We start from the raw sequence: 21662 nt of genomic DNA, 5'->3' as shown, positions 1-21662 counted from the left end.
GTTCTTATTTTGATTCCTAGCTAGGAATGCCTCTTATTGCGTTATAAGTTTCTTCGTCAAAAAGTTGAATCGAAGATACAACATTACAGCCGATGCCGTAAGCCCTGACAACAATCCAATCCAAATCCCTGTGCTTTCAAAATTGGTATGCAACCCCAGGTAATAACTGATCGGAAAACCAATTAACCAATAGGCAATAAAAGTAATCAGTGTGGGTACCTTTACATCTTGCAAACCACGTAGGGCACCCAAAACCACCACTTGGAGACCATCAGAAATCTGAAAAAAGGCCGCCACCAACAACAGTTTGGCCGCAATAAAAATCACTTCGCTATTATCGGCCTGGTTGGCTATGTCATCCACATCCAAATAAATCGTAGGGAACCAATGTCTTCCCAATAGGAAAATGGCGGCAAAGGCTATTTCCACAAGCAAGGTCAAGAAAAATACGGATTCAGCGATTCGCTTCAATTCTTTATGGTTCTGAAGTCCTTTTTGATTTCCGACCCTGACCATTGCCGCCACGCTAAGCCCGGTCCCTACCATAAATGTCATACTGCTCAAGTTCAAGGCAATCTGATTGGCGGCCTGCGCATTTTTGCCCAGTACCCCGCTCAACCAAATGGCCGCGGTAAAAATGGCAACTTCAAAAAACATCTGCAACGCGGATGGAAAACCAAGATTGATGATTTTTTTCATCACTTTCTTTTCGATGCTTCTAAAGTTGAAATGGGTCACGTAGAATTCAAATTTCTTTTTTCGCTGGAGCAGATACCAAATAAACGCTACCATGATTACACGTGAGACCAAGGTGCCTATTGCTGCCCCTACAATCCCCATTTTGGGAAATCCGAAAGAACCAAAAATGAGAAGGTAATTTAGGGTGATATTGACCACATTCGCCACGATGGTGGTATACATGGGGTATTTGGTCTGCGACAGACCATCAGAAAACTGTTTAAAAGCCTGGAATATGATCAAAGGCACCAGCGAAAAAGCCACCAAATCCAAATAGGGCATGGCAAGTTCCACCACCTCTGGGGGCTGCTCCATATGGTGCATCAAAGGTTTGGAAACTTGTATAAGCCCAAAAAGTGACAACCCTAATAAGGTACAAAGTACCAAGCCGTGTTTCAGGGCGCTTTTGCCCGCCGCTTGATCCTTTGCACCATCCGCTTCGGCCACCAATGGCGTTATGGCCGTGGAAAATCCAATCCCAAGGGACATCGCTATGAACACAAAACTGTTGCCCAAAGAAACTGCGGCCAGTTCGGCCGTACCCAATTGCCCCACCATAATATTATCGGCAAAAGCCACAAAAGTGTGACCCAACATCCCCAAGATTACGGGATAGGACAGTTTTAAGTTATAGGCAAATTCTTTGGTGTAGCTTTGAAACACAACGGATATTTAAAAAAGGATGGCAAATATAGTCAGTTTGCCCACAATTATAGTGGATGTAACTGTTATGGATTGGCTAAATATTACAACTGCTTCGCCTCTTCCCAGAAAACGTCCATCTCGGCCAAGGTCATATCACTCATGGATTTACCTGCATCTTTTGCTTTTCTTTCCAAATATTGAAATCGCTTGATGAACTTTTTATTGGTGCGCTCCAGTGCATTCTCTGGGTTGATTTTTAGGAACCGGGCATAATTGACCATAGAAAAAAGCACATCGCCGAATTCAGATTCCATTTGATCGGTATTATTTGCTTCTATCTCTTCTTGAAGCTCGCCCAGCTCCTCTTTCAATTTTTCAAAAACCTGCTCGGGATGCTCCCAATCAAAACCCACACCGGAGACTTTATCTTGAATTCGGTTGGCCTTAACCAAAGATGGAAGCCCCTTCGGAACACCTTCCAACACGCTTTTTTTGCCCTCTTTTAATTTGATGTTTTCCCAATTCTGTTTTACCTGCTCTTCATTCTCCACCTTAACATCTCCATAAATATGTGGGTGTCTGTTAATGAGCTTTTCGCAAATACCATTGGCCACATCGGCAATATCAAAATCCTGTGTTTCGGAACCGATTTTAGCGTAAAAAACAATGTGCAGTAAAATATCGCCCAGTTCCTTTTTTACTTCTTCCAAATCGTTGTCCAGTATAGCATCACCCAATTCGTAGGTTTCCTCTATGGTTAAGTGACGAAGGGTTTGCATCGTCTGCTTTTTGTCCCACGGACATTGTTCGCGCAATTCGTCCATAATGGTCAAAAGGCGGTCAAAAGCGGCCAACTGTTCCGGTCTTGTGTTCATGGCTTTTGATTTTGTCCAAAAATACGAAGTCCCATTGGTTGAAAATCCAATGTCAAAATTTACTTATGAAAAGTATTTTGGTATTTTTCAACAAAGCCGGTTTACGGAAAAATATCACTATCTTCAACGTCATTTTAAGGCTAAAATAGTAGAATGAAACATCTTTTTGTGGTGTTGCTCGTGGTTCCTTTGATGGTCATTGCGCAAACCGATAATCCTTTCAAAGACGAAGTCAAATCAATTCAAAAGAAGAATGATTCCCTTTGGGACCCATCCAAACCTACGATTGTTTTTACAGGAAGTTCGAGTATTCGTTTGTGGGAAGATGTTCAAGAGCGCTTCCCGGAACACCAAGTACTCAACACTGGATTTGGAGGCTCTCAATTTTCCGACCTTGAGCTTTATTTGGATGAGTTGATATTGAACTACAGGCCTGTAAAGGTTTTTATTTATGAGGGCGACAACGATATTTTTGCCAAGAAAAGACCAAGAAAAATCATTGAAAGAGCCGAACAGATCTTGGCCGACCTACAACAGAGAAACCCCAATATGGAGATTGTTCTGATTTCGGCAAAACCGAGTATTTCCCGGTGGAAATATAGGGGCAGATACCGCAGGTTAAATCGTAAACTTGACAAACTGGCCTCGGAGAACGAAAAGATAGATTTTGTGGATGTTTGGTATCCCATGCTGGACAACAAAAAAGTAAAACAAGATATTTTTATTGAAGACGGCCTGCACATGAACGATAAAGGCTACGACATCTGGTACGATGTGATTAAAGACTACATGGACTAAAAACTAAACAAACGTGATTTACAAATCAATTTTGCTGTTCGTTGCAGTTATCTGCATGGCAGCTTGCCAAACCAAAAAAGAGGAAATCAATTTTCCGAAAACCGACCTAGCTAGTGTTCCGTTGATTCCGAAACCCATTAAAACCATTCCGACCGGGAGTGCTTTTGGATTGGATGCCGGAACGGCCATTTATACTTCGACTACAGATCCTGAGTTTGAAAAAATAGGAGATTTTTTGTCCAGCAACATTAAATCCAAAACGGGACTTGATATTGCGGTGAACACAGCTTCCGAAGATAAGTTGGAGCGATTGATCTACATTAACCAATCTGATAGCGTGGATTTGGAATCTCCAGAATCCTATCAACTCTATATTAAAAAAGATTCCATTTTATTGAATGCCAAAACAGCAGCAGGTGCTTTTAGAGGTATTCAGACGCTTCACCAATTGATTCCAGAAAAAAGCAATGATACCTTGACGGACCGCCCCATGTGGGTTATTCCTTCAGGAAAAATCATAGATGCTCCCAAATTTGCATACCGCAGCTCCATGCTGGACGTGGCCCGTCACTTTTTTACCGTGGATGAAGTCAAAAAATACATTGATGCCCTGGCATACTACAAGTTCAACACATTGCACCTTCACCTATCCGATGATCAAGGTTGGCGCATTGAAATCAAATCTTGGCCTAAACTTACCGAAGTCGGAGGTGCCAGTGAAGTTGGTGGTGGCCAAGGTGGATTTTACACCCAAGAGGAATACAAAGATATAGTAGCCTATGCAGCGGACAGGCACATAACTATTGTACCCGAAATTGACATGCCCGGACATACCAATTCGGCATCATTGAGCTACCCGTTTTTGCACTATGCCGGGGCTGAAACCCCACGTGTACGTACCGATATGAAAGTAGGTTACAGTTCCTTTGATGCAAAAAAGGATACGGTTTACAGTTTTTTGGATGATGTAATTGGCGAGATTGCATCCATAACGCCCGGTCCGTACTTCCATATTGGTGGCGATGAAAGCCACGTAACCAAGAAGAACGATTACATCCTTTTCGTAGAAAAAGTAGGGAAGTTGGTGCAAAAGCATAACAAGAGAATGATCGGTTGGGATGAAATTGCCCAAGCGGACATTGATCCCAATTCGGTTGTTCAACTATGGAACAGTGCTGAAAATGCCTTGAAAGCAAGTGAAAATGGTTCCAAAATCATTATTTCACCAGCCAAAAAAACCTATTTGGACATGAAATACGATTCCATTTCGGAATATGGCCTGAAATGGGCTGGGTACATCCCTGTTGATGTAGGGTATAATTGGGACCCTGAAACCTATGTTGAGGGACTTTCCCACAAAAACATTCTGGGAATTGAAGCCCCTCTTTGGTCCGAAACCATCAGCAATGGAACCGAATTGGAATATTTGGCCTTCCCTAGATTGATTGGATATGCAGAATTGGGATGGTCTCCAAGCGAGCACCTTGATTGGGACGATTATAAAAATCGATTAGCTGCACAGGTTCCTTATCTGGAATCCATGCAGATCAATTACTATCCATCAAAATTGGTGGACTGGAAAAAAGAATAGTGTTTATTCTTCCTCTTCTTCGGAAGCAGATACAGTAGGTTCCTCGGCATCCTTTTCTTCTTCAACAAAATCAGTGATGTTGTTGTCGAGAAGGATGTTGTACCACTGTATGATTTTTTTAATGTCACTTGCGTAAACACGATCTTCATCATAGTTGGGAAGTATTTCGAAGAAATACTCTTCCAATTCGATTTTTTCGGCTTTGTGGCTAATCGAGGTTTTTTTACCGTCTTCCTTTTCCTTTATTTTTTGAAACACTTCCTTTAAAGGAACTTCCTCTTCCAAAGTGTAAATGGCTATTTCGGACAACACGCTTACATTGCTTCTTAAACCAACGGTTACGCGTTTGCCATCCAAAAGGGATTCGCCGACAAAGCCTCCTCGCGTTTGGGTCAATAATTTGTAAAGTCCTGGTTTACCTCCAATGGATAAAATCTTGTCTAATGCCATTCAAATAATAATTTATGGGCGCAAAAATATGTTTTTATCGCAAACTGCGATTTTTTTAACGTCCTTTTTTGATATTGGGAAACCTCATTCGGTAGTCCACGGTTATTTTCCCTTTGGAAATCTTTTCCAATCGGCTTTTTAAAAGTCGTTTCTTTAAGGTTGAAAGCTTATCGGTAAACAAAATACCTTCAATATGGTCGTATTCATGTTGGATAACTCGGGCCAAAAGGCCATCAAAGGTTTCCGTATGTTCTTTGAAACCCTCATCTAAATATGTAATGGTGATTTCTGGCTTACGCTTTACATCTTCACGGACATCAGGAATACTCAAACAACCTTCGTTAAAGTCCCACTCCTTGCCGTTTTCTTCTTGAATCTTTGCATTGATGAATACTTTTTTGAATCCATCGAGTTGTTTCTGCTCGGCTTCGGTCAATTCTTCATCATCAGAAAAAGGTGTTGTATCCACCATAAACATACGTATGGGAAGCCCCACCTGTGGAGCAGCCAGGCCAACACCATGGGCATTGTACATGGTCTCCCACATATTTGTTATCAACTCGTCAAGTTTTGGATATTCGGATGTGATATCCTTTGCCTTTTTTCGCAAAACGGGGTCTCCGTAGGCTACTATGGGTAAAATCATAAATCAAAATCTGTTTAAGTAGGCCTGCAATATGAGCGTGGCACTTATTTCATCGACTAGGGCCTTATCCCTTCTCTTCTTTTTTTTCATTCCGCTGTCCAACATGGATTGAAATGCCATTTTGGATGTGAACCGCTCATCTTGTCGCTCCACAGGAATGGAAGGAAACTTGGCCTTTAGCTTTTTTAAAAAAAACTGGATAAGTTCCTCGGACTCGGAAGCGGTGTTGTCCATTTGCTTGGGCAGCCCCACAACAAAAAGTTCAACGGATTCTTTATGGGTGTACTCGTCCAAAAAGGATAACAAGTCCTTGGTTTCAATAGTGGTCAATCCAGAAGCGATCAGCTTAAGTTCATCGGTAATCGCTATTCCGGTCCGCACCTTTCCAAAATCCAAAGCCAAAATTCTAGCCAAAATAATTTTTTGGCAAAAATAACCTTAAAAATGTTATGCGCTTAAAAATGGCAACCATAATTCTGCCATGGGGCTTATCTTTGTATAAACTTTAAGAAAAATGACAGAATTAAGAACGCTAATTGAAAAAGCGTGGGACAATAGGGAGTTGTTGCAGGATGAAAAAACTCAAGACGCCATACGCGAAGTTGTAAAGCTTATTGATTCGGGAGAACTGCGTTGTGCAGAACCTACGGAAGATGGTTGGCAGATAAATGAATGGGTAAAAAAAGGGGTAGTACTTTACTTCCCTATCCAAAAAATGGAAGTGCTCGAAGCTGGCATTTTTGAATATCATGATAAAATTCCTTTGAAAAAAGGATACAAAGAAAAAGGTGTTCGTGTGGTCCCCCATGCGGTGGCAAGACATGGAGCTTATATTTCTCAGGGCACTATTTTAATGCCGAGTTATGTAAACATCGGTGCCTACGTTGATGAAGGAACCATGGTGGATACTTGGGCCACGGTGGGAAGTTGTGCACAAATCGGTAAAAACGTCCACTTAAGTGGTGGTGTTGGTATTGGTGGTGTTCTGGAACCTTTGCAAGCGGCTCCAGTAATTATAGAGGATAACGCCTTTATCGGCTCTAGATGTATTGTTGTGGAAGGTGTTCGAGTGGAAAAAGAAGCCGTGTTAGGTGCCAATGTGGTGTTGACCGCCTCTACCAAAATTATTGATGTGACAGGTGATGAAGCTGTTGAATTGAAAGGACGCGTACCTGCTAGGTCAGTTGTCATTCCCGGAAGCTATACCAAAAAATTCCCAGCAGGTGATTATCAAGTGCCTTGTGCCTTGATCATTGGAAAGCGAAAAGAAAGCACGGACAAGAAAACTTCTTTGAACAATGCCTTGCGTGAGCACAATGTTGCTGTGTAATCCCTTGTTCAATTAATTTAATACATTACTGACGGCCGCTTGTAAAAAGTGGCCGTTCGTGATTTTATGCCTTATCCTATCCACATTGGAGACCATTTTGGAATAGGTCTCCTCATCAATATTATCCAGCTTTTCGGATAGTTCATCCAAAGATCCAATCGCAAAGCCCACCTGTTCCTCCTCAATTATTTTGGCTACTGCAGCTTTGTCCCAAACAATTACAGGCAAACCAGCCAATAAGTACAAAGATGTTTTATGCGGATTATTGTACTGAATATATTTACCAAATGCTCCATCACACTCCTTAATGGCATTTCCGTTCCACACCAATCCAAAATTCCCTTTCATTTTATCCAACACCTCATCAGGGGCAAAAACCCCTTGATAGTCCAAAATGGATTTTTCATCCACTTTTTCCTTTTGATAGCCATTTCCGTAGAGCTTTAGGGTAAAATCCTTTTGTTCCAACTCGTCAACCTTGTACAGGAAGGCGCTTTTTTCCATTCCCAATCCTCCAGCAAAAACAACCTCCCTCCCAGCTTCTTTAGGAGATTTGGGCAATTCCTGATTTTGAGCGAGCAAATAATCGAATAAATATAACGGCACCATTTTTCCCTTATATCCATTTTCTGCAAACCATTCAATCATCACCTCATTGTGCAACACAAGAACATCAGCTTTGTTGAAGCATTTCATTTCTTTTTCCACATTTTTGTTTTTGCCCATCAAGGTTTTTACATCATGGACAATCAAAACAATTTTACATCTTTTGAGCTTGGCCACTTGAACTTTATAGCTAAAAAACTTGCTCAGGGGATATTGCATGCACAATGTTGATGAAAAGGGCAATAAAATCAAACCTTTGGTTATCCCCAAAAAACTAATGATGGCCCCAATGGCCGAACTGGGATGATTGCTCTGCTTAAACCCTAAATTTTCAAAACCTAGTTGGGACAAGACATTTTCACAATCCATTTTGGGTTTGGAGGCCGCATTCTTGGAAAATTTATAATTTCTGGAAATGTAGAACTGGTTAGTGTTTTGCATTTTCAAAATTTTAATTTTTTCTAAAAATATCATTTTTCAATTACCTAATCCATAAATTGCAACTCCCCTTTTTTAAAAATCTTCAAAAACTAACCGAATGAATCCCGCCGCGGAATATGATTATCTTATTGTTGGTGCTGGCCTTTATGGAGCGGTTTTTGCCTATGAAGCAACTAGGCGCAATAAAAAATGTTTGGTAATTGACAAACGGGACCATCTTGGTGGCAATACCTATTGCGAAGACGTTAATGGAATTAATGTGCACAAATATGGCGCACACATTTTTCACACCAATGACAAAACCATCTGGGATTATGTAAATAGCTTTGTTCCCTTCAACCGATACACCAACTCACCTTTGGCCAATTTTGAAGGCAAACTTTACAACCTTCCCTTCAATATGAATACATTTTACCAACTTTGGGGAACAAAAACCCCGGAAGAAGCGAAAGCAGTTCTTGCCCAACAGACCAGAAAATATCAAGATATTCAACCATCCAATCTCGAAGAACAAGCTCTTAAACTGGTCGGAGATGATATTTACACAAAATTAATCAAAGGGTATACCGAAAAACAATGGGGACGAAAGACCAGCGAACTACCTGCCTTTATTATAAAAAGGTTGCCATTGCGGTTTACGTACGATAACAACTATTTTAACGATGCCTACCAAGGCATACCCATTGGGGGCTACAACAAACTTACCGAGGGATTGTTAAAAGGTATAGAATGCAGAACAAATATTGACTTCTTCAAAGAAAAAGAAGCCTTGACCGGTTTGGCGAAACAAATAGTTTTCACCGGAAAAATTGATGAATACTTTGATTATTGCCATGGTAAATTAGAATACCGAAGCTTGGATTTTAAACATGAAGTAGTGGATATGCAAAACTATCAAGGCAATGCAGTTGTAAACTATACGGAATCTAACATCCCATATACCAGAATCATTGAGCACAAGCATTTTGAATTTGGTAAACAAAAAACGACGGTGATCACAAAGGAATACCCATTGGAAGCTTCATCAGAAAAAGAGCCGTATTATCCCATCAACGATGCAAAGAATACTGCTCTTTTTAAAGCCTATAAAGATATGGCCAAAAAAGAAACCACAATATTCGGGGGAAGACTTGCCGAGTATAAATATTACGATATGCATCAGGTTATTGGGGCAGCTTTAAGTGAGACAAAGAGGTTGTTCATCGAAAAATCTTAATCCTACACGCAACTCTAGATCCATATTACCGTCTAACTAAATAAATAGCTCAAATTAGAGCTTTAACAAATATGAAGTAGGGAAATTGACGAGTCGATTGTTTATAAGAAAAAGAAACGCCTAAACAATTTTAACGCTACTTTTTTGTTATAGATTTGTAAAATATTAAACACTACACCAATAAATTATGGCTGAATTGCGCACCCCAAAGCAAAAAATATCAGCACTTGTGATTACCTATAATGAAATGGGCTACATTGAAAAATGTATTGATTCCGTTTCTTTCGCTGACGAAATATTGGTCGTTGACTCTTACAGTACCGACGGCACTTACGAATATCTTTTGAACCATCCAAAAGTAAAGGTGATTCAAAACCCTTTTGAAAATTTCACCGCTCAAAAGTCGTTTACGCTTAAACAAGCAGCCAACGATTGGGTTTTGTTCTTGGATGCCGATGAAGTGGTTACAGAAAGTCTTCAAAAGGAAATCGTAGCAACCATTAATAATCCAGATGCTCATGAGGCCTATTGGTTCTACCGAAAGTTTATGTTCCAAAACGAACCTTTGAATTTCAGTGGTTGGCAAACGGACAAAAATTATAGACTTTTCCAAAAAAGCAAAGCTCATTTTACCGATCAAAAAATTGTTCATGAAACTTTGGTAGTGGATGGCAAATCTGGAATCCTTAAAGAAAAATTGATTCATTTTTGCTATAAAAACTATGAAGACTACAAAGGGAAAATGCTCAAGTATGGCCAATTAAAGGCCAAAGAGGATTTCTACAAGGAAAAGCATTTTAACTATGTCTTGATGACAGTGAAGCCCGTTTGGAAATTCTTCAACCACTATATCCTCCGTTTAGGGATTTTGGACGGCAAAAAAGGATGGACCATTTGTTACTTGAACGCCCTTGGCGTTTTGGAGAGGTTCAGAGAGTTAAAACGTTTGGAAAAGAAAAACGAGCTTGCCTATTATTTGGTGATGCCATAGTGCGTCCACACTACCTTTTTTGATCTGGTCTCTTTACGTATTGCTTGATTTTTAGCAATGGATTCTGGCGTTTTATAACCTCTCTTATGATCTAAGTGTACACAGACTGCACTATAGCGCAATTGTTTGGATTTAATTCCAAAATTGAACAAGCGCTCTCCCAACTCACGGTCCTGTCCGCCATACTGCATGCGTTCATCAAAACCGTTTACGTTTAATATATCCTTTTTCCAACCTGAGGAATTATGCCCGTTCCAACTGGCATTGGTCGGAGTAACCGTATTCAATAACTTTGATATTATTCCACTGGCGGTAAGCTTGTTGTTCTTGAAAGTCTTAGGAATACCTTTTTCCTTAAGCCAATGAATGTTGAAACATTTCTGCTTTTCGATATCCTCCAAAGTAATCATTTTGGAAATGTTCATCGGAAGCATATAATACCCGCCCGAAATAAAATACCCCTGCTCCTTGTTAATGTAATGCACCTCTACAAAATCCTCACGTGGAATACAATCACCGTCCGTCATAATAATGTAATCAGCATTACAGGCTTCGACCGCTTTATTTAAAATCCTAGATTTCTGGAAGCCATCGTCCTTTTGCCACACATGGACAATGCTATAAAACACCTTCTTGGACATTTCCTCCAATAATTCTTTGGTCTTGGGACCAGAACCATCATCCGCAATAACCACCTCAAAATCCTTGAAAAGCTGGCAATTGAACCCCCACAACACCTTTTTCAGCCACTCTTCGGCATTATAGGTGCTAATGATTACTGATATTTTAGGTAATTCTGTTTCGTTTGGGTTCATCTGGACAAAAATAGAAATATTAAATGTTATCTCATATGCTTAATTTTGTGATTCTAAACTCTTAGAATGAAGGTCAAGGAAATTCCTGTCTCACTTTTTCATCAAGCCAATTTAACACGGCAATCCAAAGAAAAACTGACATCCAACAAAAAACAGGTGCCAGTTATAGTTTCCTTGGCATCCATTCCTTCTCGGTTAAGCATTGTTCATTTAACTATCAGGAGTTTGCTGAATCAAGATATATTGCCCGAAAAAATTTTACTGTGGCTACATGAGAACCTAGAGGATAAAGTTCCAAAAAAACTTAACGACCTAGTTGGAAATATCTTCAGTATAGAGTTTACCGACTACTTCAGTTCGCATAGAAAATTGGTAGAGCCTCTAAAAATGTATCCAAACAAAATCATTGTGACTTGCGATGATGATATGATGTATCGTAAAAACTGGTTATCAAACCTTTATGAAGCCTATCAAAAGAACCCAGATAAAATCATTGCAAACCAAACACGGTGTATAACCTACAATGAATCGGGAGAGCTACTACCGTACAAACAATGGAATTCCGATTTAGCAGAATGCAAAAACAAAAAACTTATTTTACCTATCGGTGCAGGCGGAACGTTATATCCCCCCGATACAATGGACCAGCAAGTGTTTGAGCGAGACTTATTTCTAAAACTGGCACCCAATGCGGACGACCTTTGGTTCAAAGTCATGGGGCTATTGAAAGGAACACAATCCATACAAGCCTATAACAGCGGAAAAGAATCGATTCCTATTTGGGGCTCACAAAAAGTCTCGTTAAAAAAAGGAAATATCGGGATGGATAAAAACAGAGTACAATGGCAGGCTTTGACCGACCATTTTCAACTAAAATTCTAGAACATTGACCGAAGAAATCAACAATTGCATTAAAGTGCTGCAAGAAGGTGGACTCATCCTCTACCCGACCGACACGGTCTGGGGCATTGGTTGCGATGCAACAAACCCGGAAGCAGTAAAAAAAGTGTACGCCCTTAAAAAGCGCGAAGACACCAAAGCCCTCATTTGTTTAGTTGCCAATCAGGCCATGTTGGAGCGTCACGTAAAAGAGGTCCCCGATGTGGCTTACGATATTATGGACCTCGCAACCAAACCAACGACTATAGTTTTTGACGAACCCATTGGGATAGCGGAGAATCTGGTCGCAGAAGACAATACATTGGCCATCCGCGTGGCTTCCGATAAATTTTGCCAGTATCTCATCAATAAATTCAGAAAACCCATTGTTTCCACATCGGCCAATATTTCGGGTAACCCTACCCCAAAACAATTCAAGGATATTGATGAAGAAATTTTAAAAGGAGTGGACTATGTGGTAAATTTGCCCGATGAAAATATAAACCCTTCCCCCTCCTCCATCATTAAATTGAGCAACAACGGACAGGTGAAGGTTATTCGGGAATAACAATGGCGAAGGAATTCCATACAAAGGCAATACAACATCCTATTTTTAAACTTATTGGCGAAGCTTCAGATGAGTTGGGCGTAGACGCTTATGTAATCGGTGGCTTTGTACGTGATTACTTTTTAAAAAGAGGTACACCCAAAGATATTGATATCGTTGCCATTGGCAGTGGAATAGACCTTGCCAAAAAAGTAGCCTCCAAACTAAAGGGGAAACCAGAGATTTCGGTATTCAAGAATTTCGGTACGGCCATGATCAAGCACAAGGATTTAGAGCTTGAATTTGTGGGTGCCCGCAAAGAAAGCTATAATCGGGACAGCCGAAAGCCCATTGTGGAAGACGGCACTTTGGAAGACGACCAAAACCGCCGCGATTTCACCATAAATGCCATGGCTTTGGCATTGAACCAATCCAATTTTGGAGAACTTTTAGACCCGTTTGATGGTTTAGCGGATTTGGATAGGCAAATCATTCGAACCCCTTTGGAACCGGGCATTACCTATTCCGACGACCCGCTACGGATGATGCGTGCCATTCGGTTTGCAACACAACTGCATTTTACCATTGAGCTACAATCGCTTCAGGCCATTACCGAGAACAAGGACCGCATCAAAATTGTTTCCAAAGAGCGAATCGTGGACGAACTCAACAAAATATTGATGAGTTCCAAACCATCCCTAGGATTTTCGTTGATGCACAAAACCGAACTTCTGCCAATAATTTTGCCCGAACTCACCGCCTTGCAAGGCATAGAGGAAATAGAAGGTCAACGCCATAAAGATAACTTTTGGCACACCTTGGAGGTCGTGGACAATATTTCCGAAACCACAGACAACCTATGGTTGCGATGGGCGGCTTTACTGCACGATATTGGAAAGGCGCCCACCAAAAAATTCCATAAAAAAATCGGCTGGACTTTTCACGCCCACGAATTCGTCGGTGCCAAAATGGTCTATAAACTTTTTAAAAGACTTCGTCTTCCATTGAACGAGAAGATGAAGTTTGTACAGAAAATGGTATTGATGAGTTCAAGGCCCATCATTTTATCAGAAGACCACGTCACGGATTCTGCCGTACGACGATTGGTTTTTGATGCAGGGGATTTTGTGGAAGACTTGATGACGCTTTGTGAGGCCGACATCACAACAAAAAATCCGCGAAAACAGAAAAAATACAAGAACAATTTTAAGATTGTTCGTCAAAAAATAGTGGAAGTCGAGGAACGGGACCATATCCGAAACTTTCAACCGCCAGTTTCCGGTGAAGAGATCATGAAGACCTTTAACTTGAAACCCTCCAAAGAAATCGGCATCATTAAGGACGCTATTAAAGAAGCGATTTTGGAAGGCGAAATTCCCAACGAATACGAGGCTGCCTACAATTTTATGTTGGAAAAAGGCAAAAAATTGAACCTAAAAGTCCATTCCGAATGAATAAGAACAAATATGTAGTGTATTGGTTGTTAACTGGTTGTTTTCTCATTTTTGTGATGGTTTTGGTAGGCGGAATTACACGTCTTACCCATTCGGGGCTTTCCATATCCGACTATAAACTGATTCATGGGACCATCCCTCCCATGAACGAACAAGAATGGCAGGAAGCCTTTGACCTGTACAAACAATATCCTGAGTACCAAAAACTCAACAACCATTTCGGAATTGAAGAATTCAAGGATATTTATTTCTGGGAATGGCTGCATAGGGTCATTGGACGATTTATAGGAGTGGTTTTTATTTTGCCGTTCCTCTGGTTTCTCTTGAAAAGAAAATTGGACCGTCCAACAGTGAAAAAATGTTTGGTTCTGCTCTTTTTAGGAGGATTCCAAGGTTTTTTGGGCTGGTACATGGTAAAAAGTGGACTTGTGGACCGCCCAGATGTAAGTCACTTTAGACTGGCCGCGCACTTGACCACTGCGTTTATCACATTTGCTTACAGCCTTTGGGTCGCTCTGGACCTCATCTACCCATACAAGAAAGAAATCAATACAAAAATCAGAAACCTGATTCGATCGGGACTTGTGGTTCTATTGCTTCAAATTATTTGGGGCGCCTTTGTAGCAGGTTTGGATGCCGGTTTTATTCACAATCATTGGCCGTTGATGAGCGATGGCAAGTTGATTCACGAAACTGTTTATATTGAGCAGCAACCCGTTATCAAAAACTTTTATGAAGGTAAGAGCGGCGTACAGTTTGTGCACCGGTATTTGGCGTACATCGTAGTTGCGTTTATCGCATTGATTTGGTATAGAACCCGTAAAATCCAACGTACTCCTCTTCAAGAAAAAGGATTAAAAACCCTATTGGGCTTGGTATTTGTGCAATTTTTATTGGGTGTGCTCACGTTGATTTACGCTGTGCCGCTTTGGTTGGGAATAGCGCATCAAATTGGTGCATTTTTCCTTTTGGCCGCCATGACTTTTACCCTGCACAGGTTCTCCAAATAAGGTCTATTTATTGTACCTTTGTGCCCACTCTAAAATTTGATGGATGATTTATAAAATCAGGATAATACTTGATGCTGAGGAAGATATCTTTAGAGATATCGAAATTGAAGACCAAAGTAGCTTGGAGGATTTCCACAATGCCATTACCCAAGCTTTTGGTTTTGAGGGAAGTGAAATGGCCTCTTTTTATACTTGTGACGAGGAATGGAACCAAGATGAGGAAATAGCTCTTTTTGATATGAGCGAGAACGGTTCCGATATCCGTTTGATGAACGAGACCTCTATTGATGATGTGCTTTCTGAAAACACCCCAAAAATGATTTACGTGTACGACTTTTTTAGCATGTGGACCTTTTTTGTGGAACTGGCAGACGTCGTCGAAAAAGAAGATGGAAGGGTATATCCCAACCTATTGTTCACTTTTGGTGAACTCCCGGATGCCCCGCCGGAAAAACAATTCGAAGCAGAATCCAATGAAGAGGAAGAAGGAGACTATGACGACCTTTTGGACAGCTACGACGATATGGACTTCGACGAAAACTGGAATTAACCGATCTCTTGACCAAGTTTTTTAACCATTAATATTTACTCTTAGCATGCTAAACCTATATAACGCCCAAATTGAAAGTATTTCACTTCATCGTGTCGGCAATAAAAGTAAGAACGAGTCTGCCTTTTTATCCGCAGAACCTTTTTCACTGAACGATGAAATGGCCGGACTTTTAAAGGAATACTTTTTTAAACCGTTTAGGGAGAAAGAAGAAAACTACTATAAGTTTGGTCATGAGGTAGATTTGGAGTTCAATGAGGTGCATGCAGCGGTAACTGGTATTTTTGAAAATCCATCTGACAACCATAGACTTTCAAAAAAAATCACCACCTACCTTTTTGAGCAATCCAACCATCCACATATAAAGAGCGGGGAAGTTTACGTGGTCCATTTTTCCGATATGGTCATCGACAATCAAAAAACAGACGCCGTTGGTATTTTTAAAAGTGAGTTGAAGCACGATTTCCTTCAATTTGAAGAAAATGAGCACAACTTGGAAATCTTGATTCGACAAGGCATCAACATCAACAAGCTTGACAAAGGATGTATCGTATTCAACATCAACAAGGAAGAAGGCTTTAAAGTTCTTTCCGTAGATAGCAACCGTTATGATGCCAAATATTGGCTCGAAAACTTTTTAGGTGTGTTGCCGTTGACGGATGATAATTTCTACACCAAAAACTACCTAAAGTTCTGCCAGAACTTTGCAAAGGATGTTGTACTTCCCGCAGAGGACAAGCAGCAAGAGGTTATGTTCATGAACCGGGCGGTGAACCACTTTGCCAAGAACGACAATTTTGAGGAGACCTCATTCTTGAACGAGGTTATGGAAAACCCTGAGCTTATACCGGAATTCAAGCATTACAAGGTTGAGAAAGGTCCAAAATATAGCATTGAGGATGTTTCCAATTTTGATATTGCGAACAAAGCTGTGAGCGATGCCCGTAAGAAAATCAAGAATGTCATCAACCTCGACACCAACATTCAGATAAAAATGGATTTCATCAACCCGGAATCCGCAGAAAAATTTGTGGAAAAAGGTTGGGACGAGGAAAGACAGATGTACTACTACCTGGTATATTTCAACAAAGAACAGAAAAGCTAGAACTTTTTATCTATAATCTGTTTCATACTTACATCTTCGTAGTTTCGTTTCACAAAATCCAAGGCGTGTATTAGAACTTCGCCCATAGTTTTGCTGTCTCGGAAGTTAATATCTCCAGTTAGGTCCAATAGCTGCGTTTTGAGCATTTCTATATTTTCTGGCGGCGCAATAGTATCCACTTCACAAACATCGAGCAATCGTTTCAGCCTGCGTCCCCAACTGAGTATTCTTTTGGCAATAATGGAGCGTTCCTCCACAATGTATTGGTTAACCGAGTCTACGGTCAACTTGCTTTGCACCAAGTCCACCATCACTTTGTTCTCTTTAAAAAATTGGGGACGGTAGACCTTTATTTTTCCTTCGTAACATTGCTGGTCAAAATCGATGGCCCTTATCTTGTAGTTCACACTATCAAAATCGTGTGTGGGCACAATCACATAGTTGTACGAACGCATATCGCCCAATAAACGAATCATACAACGCTCATTGAACTTTACGAATTCTTTGGCAATCTGTGCTTTATCAAATTCTGAGCATTCGGGAAGATTTTTTTTGAAGAACACATCACCGGGAATACCTACAATATGCTCCTCTATCAATGTATTTTGATAAATAACAAAATTGAGGTTGTACGGGGATAACATATGCTCCAACTCCAGTCCATACACACGGGAAGCATCCGTTTTTTTTACATAGAACAAGGTGTAGTTATCGTTCAAGATATTCCTCACCTTAATTCTGAAAGGCTTAGAGTTCCCAAACGTACAGTAATCCACATAATCCACGTTCAGGTATTGGAAAATCTTATCGCTACCATCCGATACAAAATTCGAGTAGACCCTCTTTAGAGCCAGGTCTATCTCATCCCTGTCAAACTCCGGATAAAACACCCGTACCCAAAGGGTATCCTCGTCATTGGCATCATATACCGCAACACTTCCCGAGAACCTGAGAAGGTCATCATAATGGATTGGGATTTCTATTTTTCGGTTGTAATATTCCAAATATTCATCGAGTTCCTTGCTTATGGGGTAAGCAGGTTTCTTTTTCGACATCAACTTTTCTTCCGACATTATATTCGATTATTTGTAACAAATTGCACTATTCTTCGTCAAGTTAGTATAAACCATTCAAAAAACGATAGCATCTTTTGGAAACAATACTTACCGTAAACCATCTTACCAAAAAATTTGGTTATCTCACTGCAGTCAACGACCTCTCCTTCACAATTGAAAAGGGAAATGTTTATGGCATTTTGGGACCCAATGGAAGTGGGAAATCGACCACATTGGGTATTATTTTGAACGTTGTAAACCGAACTTCTGGGGAATTTAGCTGGTTTGATGGTTCCACAACCACCCATGATGCCCTAAAAAAAGTGGGGGCCATTATCGAGCGCCCCAACTTTTACCCTTACATGAACGCCATCCAAAACTTAAGGTTGGTATGCAAAATAAAAGATGTACCCGAAACCAAGATTCAGGAAAAGCTGGAATTGGTCGGGCTTTGGGACCGTCGTAACAGCAAGTTCAAAACGTATTCGTTGGGTATGAAACAACGTATGGCCATCGCCTCTGCCCTACTTAACGACCCGGAAATTCTGATTCTGGACGAGCCAACCAATGGCTTGGACCCTCAGGGAATCCATCAAATCAGGGAAATCATCAAAACTATAGCAAACCAAGGCACCACGATTTTATTGGCATCTCACTTATTGGACGAGGTGGAAAAGGTATGTTCCCATGTTATCATTCTAAGAAAAGGAGAAAACCTTTACTCCGGTCCTGTCGACAGTATGCTGGCAAGTCATGGCTTTTTTGAATTGAGATCTACCGACTTGGACCAATTGCAAACCTTATTGGAAAAAAGTGCCAGTTTCGGCAAAATAGAAAACTTCAATGGAACGCTAACTGCCTATTTAAAAGAGGAAATGGATGCCGAAAGTTTGAACAAAATGTTGTTCGAAAAAGGGATTACGCTTTCCCATCTTGTAAAGCGAAAAGAAAGCCTTGAGGAACAATTTTTAACCCTGACCAAAAACCAATAATCAAAAAACGAATGTTACGTCTCCTACAAATAGAATTTATAAAACTGTGGAACAATAGGGCCAGCAAGGTACTGATCATCTCCTATTTTGTGCTCCTGACTTCCATCGCCCTTATTGCGGCAATTAAATTTGATATTGGCCCGGTAGAGTTCCACCTTGCAGATCAGGGAATATTTAACTTCCCCTACATTTGGCATTTCAATACTTTTGTCACAGCACTTTTCAAGCTGTTTTTGGCCATTGTTATCGTTTCGATGATGTCCAATGAATACAGCAACAAGACCATAAAACAAAATTTGATAGACGGCTTGTCCAAAAAAGAATTCATTACTTCCAAGGTTCTCACGGTAATATCCTTTGCCCTTATATCCACCATATTTGTTTTTGTGGTGTCTATGATTCTTGGTTTGGCCTATTCGGACTACAACGAAATGTCCATTATATTCTCCGATTTGGAGTTTTTGCCCGCTTTCTTTATCAAGTTGGTCGGGTTCTTCTCCTTCTGCCTGTTCTTGGGGATATTGGTGAAACGGTCGGCATTTGCCCTTGGTTTCCTTATTCTTTGGACCATATTTGAGCAAGTGGTATTTGGCTTATTGGGATGGAAAGTGATGAGCTGGGAAGCTGCTAAAGCAGTAAAACGCTTCTTTCCGTTGGAATCCATGTCCAATTTGATCAAAGAACCCTTTACAAGACTATCTGCGGTTCAAAATATAGGACAACAGATTGGAGAGGATATGAAGTTCGATTACCATGTCTATTGGTATGAGTTCTTCATAGTCATTATCTGGACGGCCATTTTCATCTATTTTTCCTACGCCTTGTTGAAGAAACGCGATTTGTAGCAACATCAAGCAAGAATATTAGAGCTTTGCTTCTATTTAGCGACTGCCTTTAGTATTTTTACTTCATGAAATTTCAGGTAGTTTCCGACTTTAAGCCAACGGGCGATCAGCCCGAGGCCATACGACAATTGGTAGAGGGTATTGAAGCCAAAGCCCAACATCAGACCTTGCTCGGAGTTACCGGGTCGGGAAAAACATTTACCGTTGCCAATGTGGTGGAATCGGTTCAGAAGCCTACCTTGGTTTTGGCGCACAATAAGACCTTGGCCGCGCAATTGTATTCGGAGTTCAAGCAATTTTTTCCCAACAATGCGGTGGAATATTTTGTATCCTACTACGATTACTATCAGCCAGAGGCCTATATCCCCACAAGCGGACTTTATATTGAAAAGGACCTGTCCATAAACGAGGATATAGAGAAATTACGATTGAGTACCACCTCCTCTCTGCTTTCAGGAAGGCGTGATGTACTTGTGGTGGCCTCCGTCTCCTGTTTGTACGGTATCGGAAACCCAATAGAGTTTCAGAAAAACGTCATTACTATCCATAGGGACCAAGTCATCTCAAGAACCAAATTTTTGAAGCAACTGGTGCAAAGCCTCTATGCTCGGACTACCGCGGATTTCAGAAATGGTAATTTTAGAGTAAAAGGCGATGTGGTGGATGTATTCCCTGGCTATGCGGACCATGCATTTCGCATCCATTTTTTTGGTGATGAAATTGAAGAAATCGAAGCATTGGACCCGTACAACAATAATGTCATCGAGATTTATGACACCTTGAACATCTACCCGGCGAACATGTTCGTTACCTCACCGGATGTGCTTCAAAATGCCATAAAGGAGATACAGGACGACCTTGTGAAGCAGATAGATTATTTCAAGGAAATCGGTCGGCCTCTGGAGGCCAAACGCTTGGAGGAGCGCACGAATTTTGACCTTGAAATGATTCGCGAACTGGGTTATTGTTCCGGAATCGAAAATTACTCAAGGTATTTGGACGGAAGAAAACCAGGCACCCGACCGTTCTGTTTGTTGGATTATTTCCCAGATGATTATTTAATGGTCATAGATGAAAGCCATGTTACCATTCCGCAAGTGCATGCCATGTATGGCGGTGACCGTTCGAGAAAAGAGAATTTGGTCGAATACGGATTCCGTTTACCTGCGGCCATGGATAACCGTCCGTTAAAGTTTGAAGAGTTTGAAGCCCTTCAAAATCAAGTGCTTTATGTGAGTGCCACACCAGCAGATTATGAGCTGGAACTCAGCGAAGGGGTCTATGTGGAACAGATTATCCGCCCAACAGGATTATTGGATCCAATAATTGAAGTTAGGCCCAGTGAAAACCAAATAGATGATTTGGTAGAGGAAATTCAACAACGGGTAGAACTGGATGAACGCACATTGGTCACCACCCTGACCAAACGAATGGCGGAGGAGCTCACCAAATACCTCACACGGATAGATGTACGTTGTCGCTATATCCATAGTGATGTGGATACACTGGAACGGGTGGAAATTATGCAGGACTTACGAAAAGGAATTTTTGATGTACTGATAGGTGTAAACCTGCTGCGTGAAGGCTTGGATTTGCCCGAGGTATCTTTAGTTGCCATTTTGGATGCTGACAAGGAAGGTTTTTTACGAAGTAACCGTTCCCTGACCCAGACCGTGGGTCGCGCTGCCCGCAACTTGAACGGAAAGGCCATTATGTATGCCGACAAAATCACGGAGAGCATGCAAAAGACCATTGATGAGACCAATTATCGTAGGGAAAAACAGATGACCTACAATAAGGAGAACAACATTACACCAATGGCCCTCAAAAAAAATCTGGACAGCGCTTTGGCCAAAAATTCGGTCTCTACCTACCATTTTCAAAAGGAGGAGATGCGTGCTGCCGAACCTGATTTAAAATATATTACAGAAGATCAAAAGGAAAAACTGATCAGGGAGAAAAGAAAAGCCATGGAAAAAGCGGCCAAAGAGCTCGATTTTATGCAAGCGGCCAAACTAAGGGACGAGATAAAAATGCTTCAGGGAAAGGAATAAAAAATGGCCCGTAATTATAATTACGGGCC

22 protein-coding genes are annotated in these 21662 nt (G+C 40.9%); 14 read left to right on the top strand and 8 right to left on the bottom strand.

Annotation, left to right across the window (positions count from 1 at the left end; all coding sequences use genetic code 11):
• Positions 1–33: 33 nt before the first annotated feature.
• Both DCK90_RS12630 and mazG read right to left on the bottom strand, forming a co-directional pair.
• Positions 34–1401 (bottom strand): MATE family efflux transporter, encoded by a 1368-nt coding sequence (locus DCK90_RS12630; protein WP_108246582.1) that lies wholly within the window; start codon positions 1399–1401, stop codon positions 34–36.
• Between the two features lie 83 nt (positions 1402–1484).
• Positions 1485–2258: a nucleoside triphosphate pyrophosphohydrolase gene (gene mazG / locus DCK90_RS12625; protein ID WP_108246581.1), complete on the bottom strand. Its 774-nt coding sequence runs from the start codon at positions 2256–2258 to the stop codon at positions 1485–1487.
• A gap of 153 nt (positions 2259–2411) precedes the next feature.
• On the opposite strand from mazG, the gene DCK90_RS12620 reads away from it, so the two are divergent.
• Together DCK90_RS12620 and DCK90_RS12615 are read left to right on the top strand one after the other, a co-directional pair.
• Positions 2412–3056, top strand: a complete 645-nt coding sequence (locus DCK90_RS12620; protein ID WP_108246580.1) for a GDSL-type esterase/lipase family protein — start codon at positions 2412–2414, stop codon at positions 3054–3056.
• Between the two features lie 55 nt (positions 3057–3111).
• Positions 3112–4647 carry a beta-N-acetylhexosaminidase gene (locus DCK90_RS12615; protein ID WP_199912693.1) on the top strand — a complete coding sequence of 512 codons (1536 nt, stop codon included), beginning with the start codon at positions 3112–3114 and terminating at the stop codon, positions 4645–4647.
• Positions 4648–4650: 3 nt separating this feature from the next.
• Here the strand turns inward: DCK90_RS12615 and DCK90_RS12610 are convergent, their stop codons facing one another.
• From DCK90_RS12610 to ruvX, 3 genes are read right to left on the bottom strand one after another with little or no spacing between them, the layout of a single operon-like run.
• The gene (locus DCK90_RS12610; RefSeq protein WP_108246578.1) at positions 4651–5097 is read right to left on the bottom strand and encodes a DUF5606 family protein; all 447 of its coding nucleotides are present in this window, start codon (positions 5095–5097) and stop codon (positions 4651–4653) included.
• Positions 5098–5152: 55 nt separating this feature from the next.
• Positions 5153–5743, bottom strand: a complete 591-nt coding sequence (gene def / locus DCK90_RS12605; protein WP_108246577.1) for a peptide deformylase — start codon at positions 5741–5743, stop codon at positions 5153–5155.
• 3 nt (positions 5744–5746) lie between these two features.
• Positions 5747–6157, bottom strand: a complete 411-nt coding sequence (ruvX, locus tag DCK90_RS12600; protein WP_108246576.1) for a Holliday junction resolvase RuvX — start codon at positions 6155–6157, stop codon at positions 5747–5749.
• A 100-nt stretch (positions 6158–6257) separates the two neighbouring features.
• Between ruvX and DCK90_RS12595 the strand changes: the two genes are divergently transcribed.
• Positions 6258–7073, top strand: coding sequence for a 2,3,4,5-tetrahydropyridine-2,6-dicarboxylate N-succinyltransferase (locus DCK90_RS12595; protein WP_108246575.1), 816 nt, complete (start codon positions 6258–6260; stop codon positions 7071–7073).
• Between the two features lie 12 nt (positions 7074–7085).
• Here DCK90_RS12595 and DCK90_RS12590 read toward each other — a convergent pair whose 3' ends face one another.
• Positions 7086–8120 (bottom strand): beta-1,6-galactofuranosyltransferase, encoded by a 1035-nt coding sequence (locus tag DCK90_RS12590; RefSeq protein ID WP_108246753.1) that lies wholly within the window; start codon positions 8118–8120, stop codon positions 7086–7088.
• A gap of 97 nt (positions 8121–8217) precedes the next feature.
• Here DCK90_RS12590 and glf point away from each other — a divergent pair, with 97 nt between their 5' ends.
• The gene (glf, locus tag DCK90_RS12585) at positions 8218–9336 is read left to right on the top strand and encodes a UDP-galactopyranose mutase (protein ID WP_108246574.1); all 1119 of its coding nucleotides are present in this window, start codon (positions 8218–8220) and stop codon (positions 9334–9336) included.
• 187 nt (positions 9337–9523) lie between these two features.
• Complete coding sequence (locus DCK90_RS12580; RefSeq protein ID WP_108246573.1) at positions 9524–10327, top strand: glycosyltransferase family 2 protein; 804 nt, start codon at positions 9524–9526, stop codon at positions 10325–10327.
• Here the strand turns inward: DCK90_RS12580 and DCK90_RS12575 are convergent.
• A complete protein-coding gene (locus DCK90_RS12575) occupies positions 10309–11142 on the bottom strand; it encodes a glycosyltransferase family 2 protein (protein WP_108246572.1) in 834 nt (277 codons plus the stop codon). The genes DCK90_RS12580 and DCK90_RS12575 overlap by 19 nt on opposite strands.
• Positions 11143–11208: 66 nt before the next feature.
• Here DCK90_RS12575 and DCK90_RS12570 point away from each other — a divergent pair, with 66 nt between their 5' ends.
• From DCK90_RS12570 to DCK90_RS12545, 6 genes are read left to right on the top strand one after another with little or no spacing between them, the layout of a single operon-like run.
• Positions 11209–12024, top strand: coding sequence for a glycosyltransferase (locus DCK90_RS12570; protein WP_108246571.1), 816 nt, complete (start codon positions 11209–11211; stop codon positions 12022–12024).
• A gap of 4 nt (positions 12025–12028) precedes the next feature.
• Positions 12029–12589: an L-threonylcarbamoyladenylate synthase gene (locus tag DCK90_RS12565; RefSeq protein ID WP_108246570.1), complete on the top strand. Its 561-nt coding sequence runs from the start codon at positions 12029–12031 to the stop codon at positions 12587–12589.
• A 2-nt stretch (positions 12590–12591) separates the two neighbouring features.
• Complete coding sequence (locus DCK90_RS12560) at positions 12592–14022, top strand: CCA tRNA nucleotidyltransferase (protein WP_108246569.1); 1431 nt, start codon at positions 12592–12594, stop codon at positions 14020–14022.
• A complete protein-coding gene (locus tag DCK90_RS12555) occupies positions 14019–15032 on the top strand; it encodes a COX15/CtaA family protein (RefSeq protein ID WP_108246568.1) in 1014 nt (337 codons plus the stop codon). The genes DCK90_RS12560 and DCK90_RS12555 overlap by 4 nt, the downstream gene beginning before the upstream one ends.
• A gap of 43 nt (positions 15033–15075) precedes the next feature.
• Entirely contained in the window at positions 15076–15582 is a 507-nt protein-coding gene (locus tag DCK90_RS12550) for an IS1096 element passenger TnpR family protein (protein WP_108246567.1), read from the top strand.
• A gap of 46 nt (positions 15583–15628) precedes the next feature.
• Complete coding sequence (locus DCK90_RS12545) at positions 15629–16687, top strand: nucleoid-associated protein (protein WP_108246566.1); 1059 nt, start codon at positions 15629–15631, stop codon at positions 16685–16687.
• Here DCK90_RS12545 and DCK90_RS12540 read toward each other — a convergent pair.
• On the bottom strand, positions 16684–17760 hold the full coding sequence (locus DCK90_RS12540; protein WP_108246565.1) for a hypothetical protein: 1077 nt from the start codon (positions 17758–17760) through the stop codon (positions 16684–16686). The genes DCK90_RS12545 and DCK90_RS12540 overlap by 4 nt on opposite strands.
• A gap of 77 nt (positions 17761–17837) precedes the next feature.
• Here DCK90_RS12540 and DCK90_RS12535 point away from each other — a divergent pair, with 77 nt between their 5' ends.
• The 3 genes from DCK90_RS12535 to uvrB all read left to right on the top strand — a co-directional run bounded on the left by DCK90_RS12535 (position 17838) and on the right by uvrB (position 21633).
• Positions 17838–18734 carry an ABC transporter ATP-binding protein gene (locus DCK90_RS12535; RefSeq protein WP_108246564.1) on the top strand — a complete coding sequence of 299 codons (897 nt, stop codon included), beginning with the start codon at positions 17838–17840 and terminating at the stop codon, positions 18732–18734.
• An 11-nt stretch (positions 18735–18745) separates the two neighbouring features.
• Complete coding sequence (locus DCK90_RS12530) at positions 18746–19579, top strand: ABC transporter permease (RefSeq protein ID WP_108246563.1); 834 nt, start codon at positions 18746–18748, stop codon at positions 19577–19579.
• Between the two features lie 65 nt (positions 19580–19644).
• Positions 19645–21633, top strand: a complete 1989-nt coding sequence (uvrB, locus tag DCK90_RS12525) for an excinuclease ABC subunit UvrB (protein ID WP_108246562.1) — start codon at positions 19645–19647, stop codon at positions 21631–21633.
• Positions 21634–21662: the final 29 nt, after the last annotated feature.

Source organism: Muricauda brasiliensis (assembly GCF_003057865.1).
Lineage (GTDB): Bacteria > Bacteroidota > Bacteroidia > Flavobacteriales > Flavobacteriaceae > Flagellimonas > Flagellimonas chongwuensis.
The sequence above is the reverse complement of the archived record's forward strand: the minus strand, read 5'-3'. Positions and strand labels throughout refer to the sequence as shown.

Coding starts and splice junctions, on each gene's coding strand:
- mazG (WP_108246581.1), bottom strand. CDS start 2,258: ATGAACACAAGACCGGAACAGTTGGCCGCTTTTGACCGCCTTTTGACC.
- DCK90_RS12620 (WP_108246580.1), top strand. CDS start 2,412: ATGAAACATCTTTTTGTGGTGTTGCTCGTGGTTCCTTTGATGGTCATT.
- DCK90_RS12615 (WP_199912693.1), top strand. CDS start 3,112: ATGGCAGCTTGCCAAACCAAAAAAGAGGAAATCAATTTTCCGAAAACC.
- DCK90_RS12610 (WP_108246578.1), bottom strand. CDS start 5,097: ATGGCATTAGACAAGATTTTATCCATTGGAGGTAAACCAGGACTTTAC.
- def (WP_108246577.1), bottom strand. CDS start 5,743: ATGATTTTACCCATAGTAGCCTACGGAGACCCCGTTTTGCGAAAAAAG.
- DCK90_RS12595 (WP_108246575.1), top strand. CDS start 6,258: ATGACAGAATTAAGAACGCTAATTGAAAAAGCGTGGGACAATAGGGAG.
- DCK90_RS12590 (WP_108246753.1), bottom strand. CDS start 8,120: ATGCAAAACACTAACCAGTTCTACATTTCCAGAAATTATAAATTTTCC.
- glf (WP_108246574.1), top strand. CDS start 8,218: ATGAATCCCGCCGCGGAATATGATTATCTTATTGTTGGTGCTGGCCTT.
- DCK90_RS12580 (WP_108246573.1), top strand. CDS start 9,524: ATGGCTGAATTGCGCACCCCAAAGCAAAAAATATCAGCACTTGTGATT.
- DCK90_RS12575 (WP_108246572.1), bottom strand. CDS start 11,142: ATGAACCCAAACGAAACAGAATTACCTAAAATATCAGTAATCATTAGC.
- DCK90_RS12570 (WP_108246571.1), top strand. CDS start 11,209: ATGAAGGTCAAGGAAATTCCTGTCTCACTTTTTCATCAAGCCAATTTA.
- DCK90_RS12560 (WP_108246569.1), top strand. CDS start 12,592: ATGGCGAAGGAATTCCATACAAAGGCAATACAACATCCTATTTTTAAA.
- DCK90_RS12555 (WP_108246568.1), top strand. CDS start 14,019: ATGAATAAGAACAAATATGTAGTGTATTGGTTGTTAACTGGTTGTTTT.
- DCK90_RS12550 (WP_108246567.1), top strand. CDS start 15,076: ATGATTTATAAAATCAGGATAATACTTGATGCTGAGGAAGATATCTTT.
- DCK90_RS12545 (WP_108246566.1), top strand. CDS start 15,629: ATGCTAAACCTATATAACGCCCAAATTGAAAGTATTTCACTTCATCGT.
- DCK90_RS12540 (WP_108246565.1), bottom strand. CDS start 17,760: ATGTCGGAAGAAAAGTTGATGTCGAAAAAGAAACCTGCTTACCCCATA.
- DCK90_RS12530 (WP_108246563.1), top strand. CDS start 18,746: ATGTTACGTCTCCTACAAATAGAATTTATAAAACTGTGGAACAATAGG.
- uvrB (WP_108246562.1), top strand. CDS start 19,645: ATGAAATTTCAGGTAGTTTCCGACTTTAAGCCAACGGGCGATCAGCCC.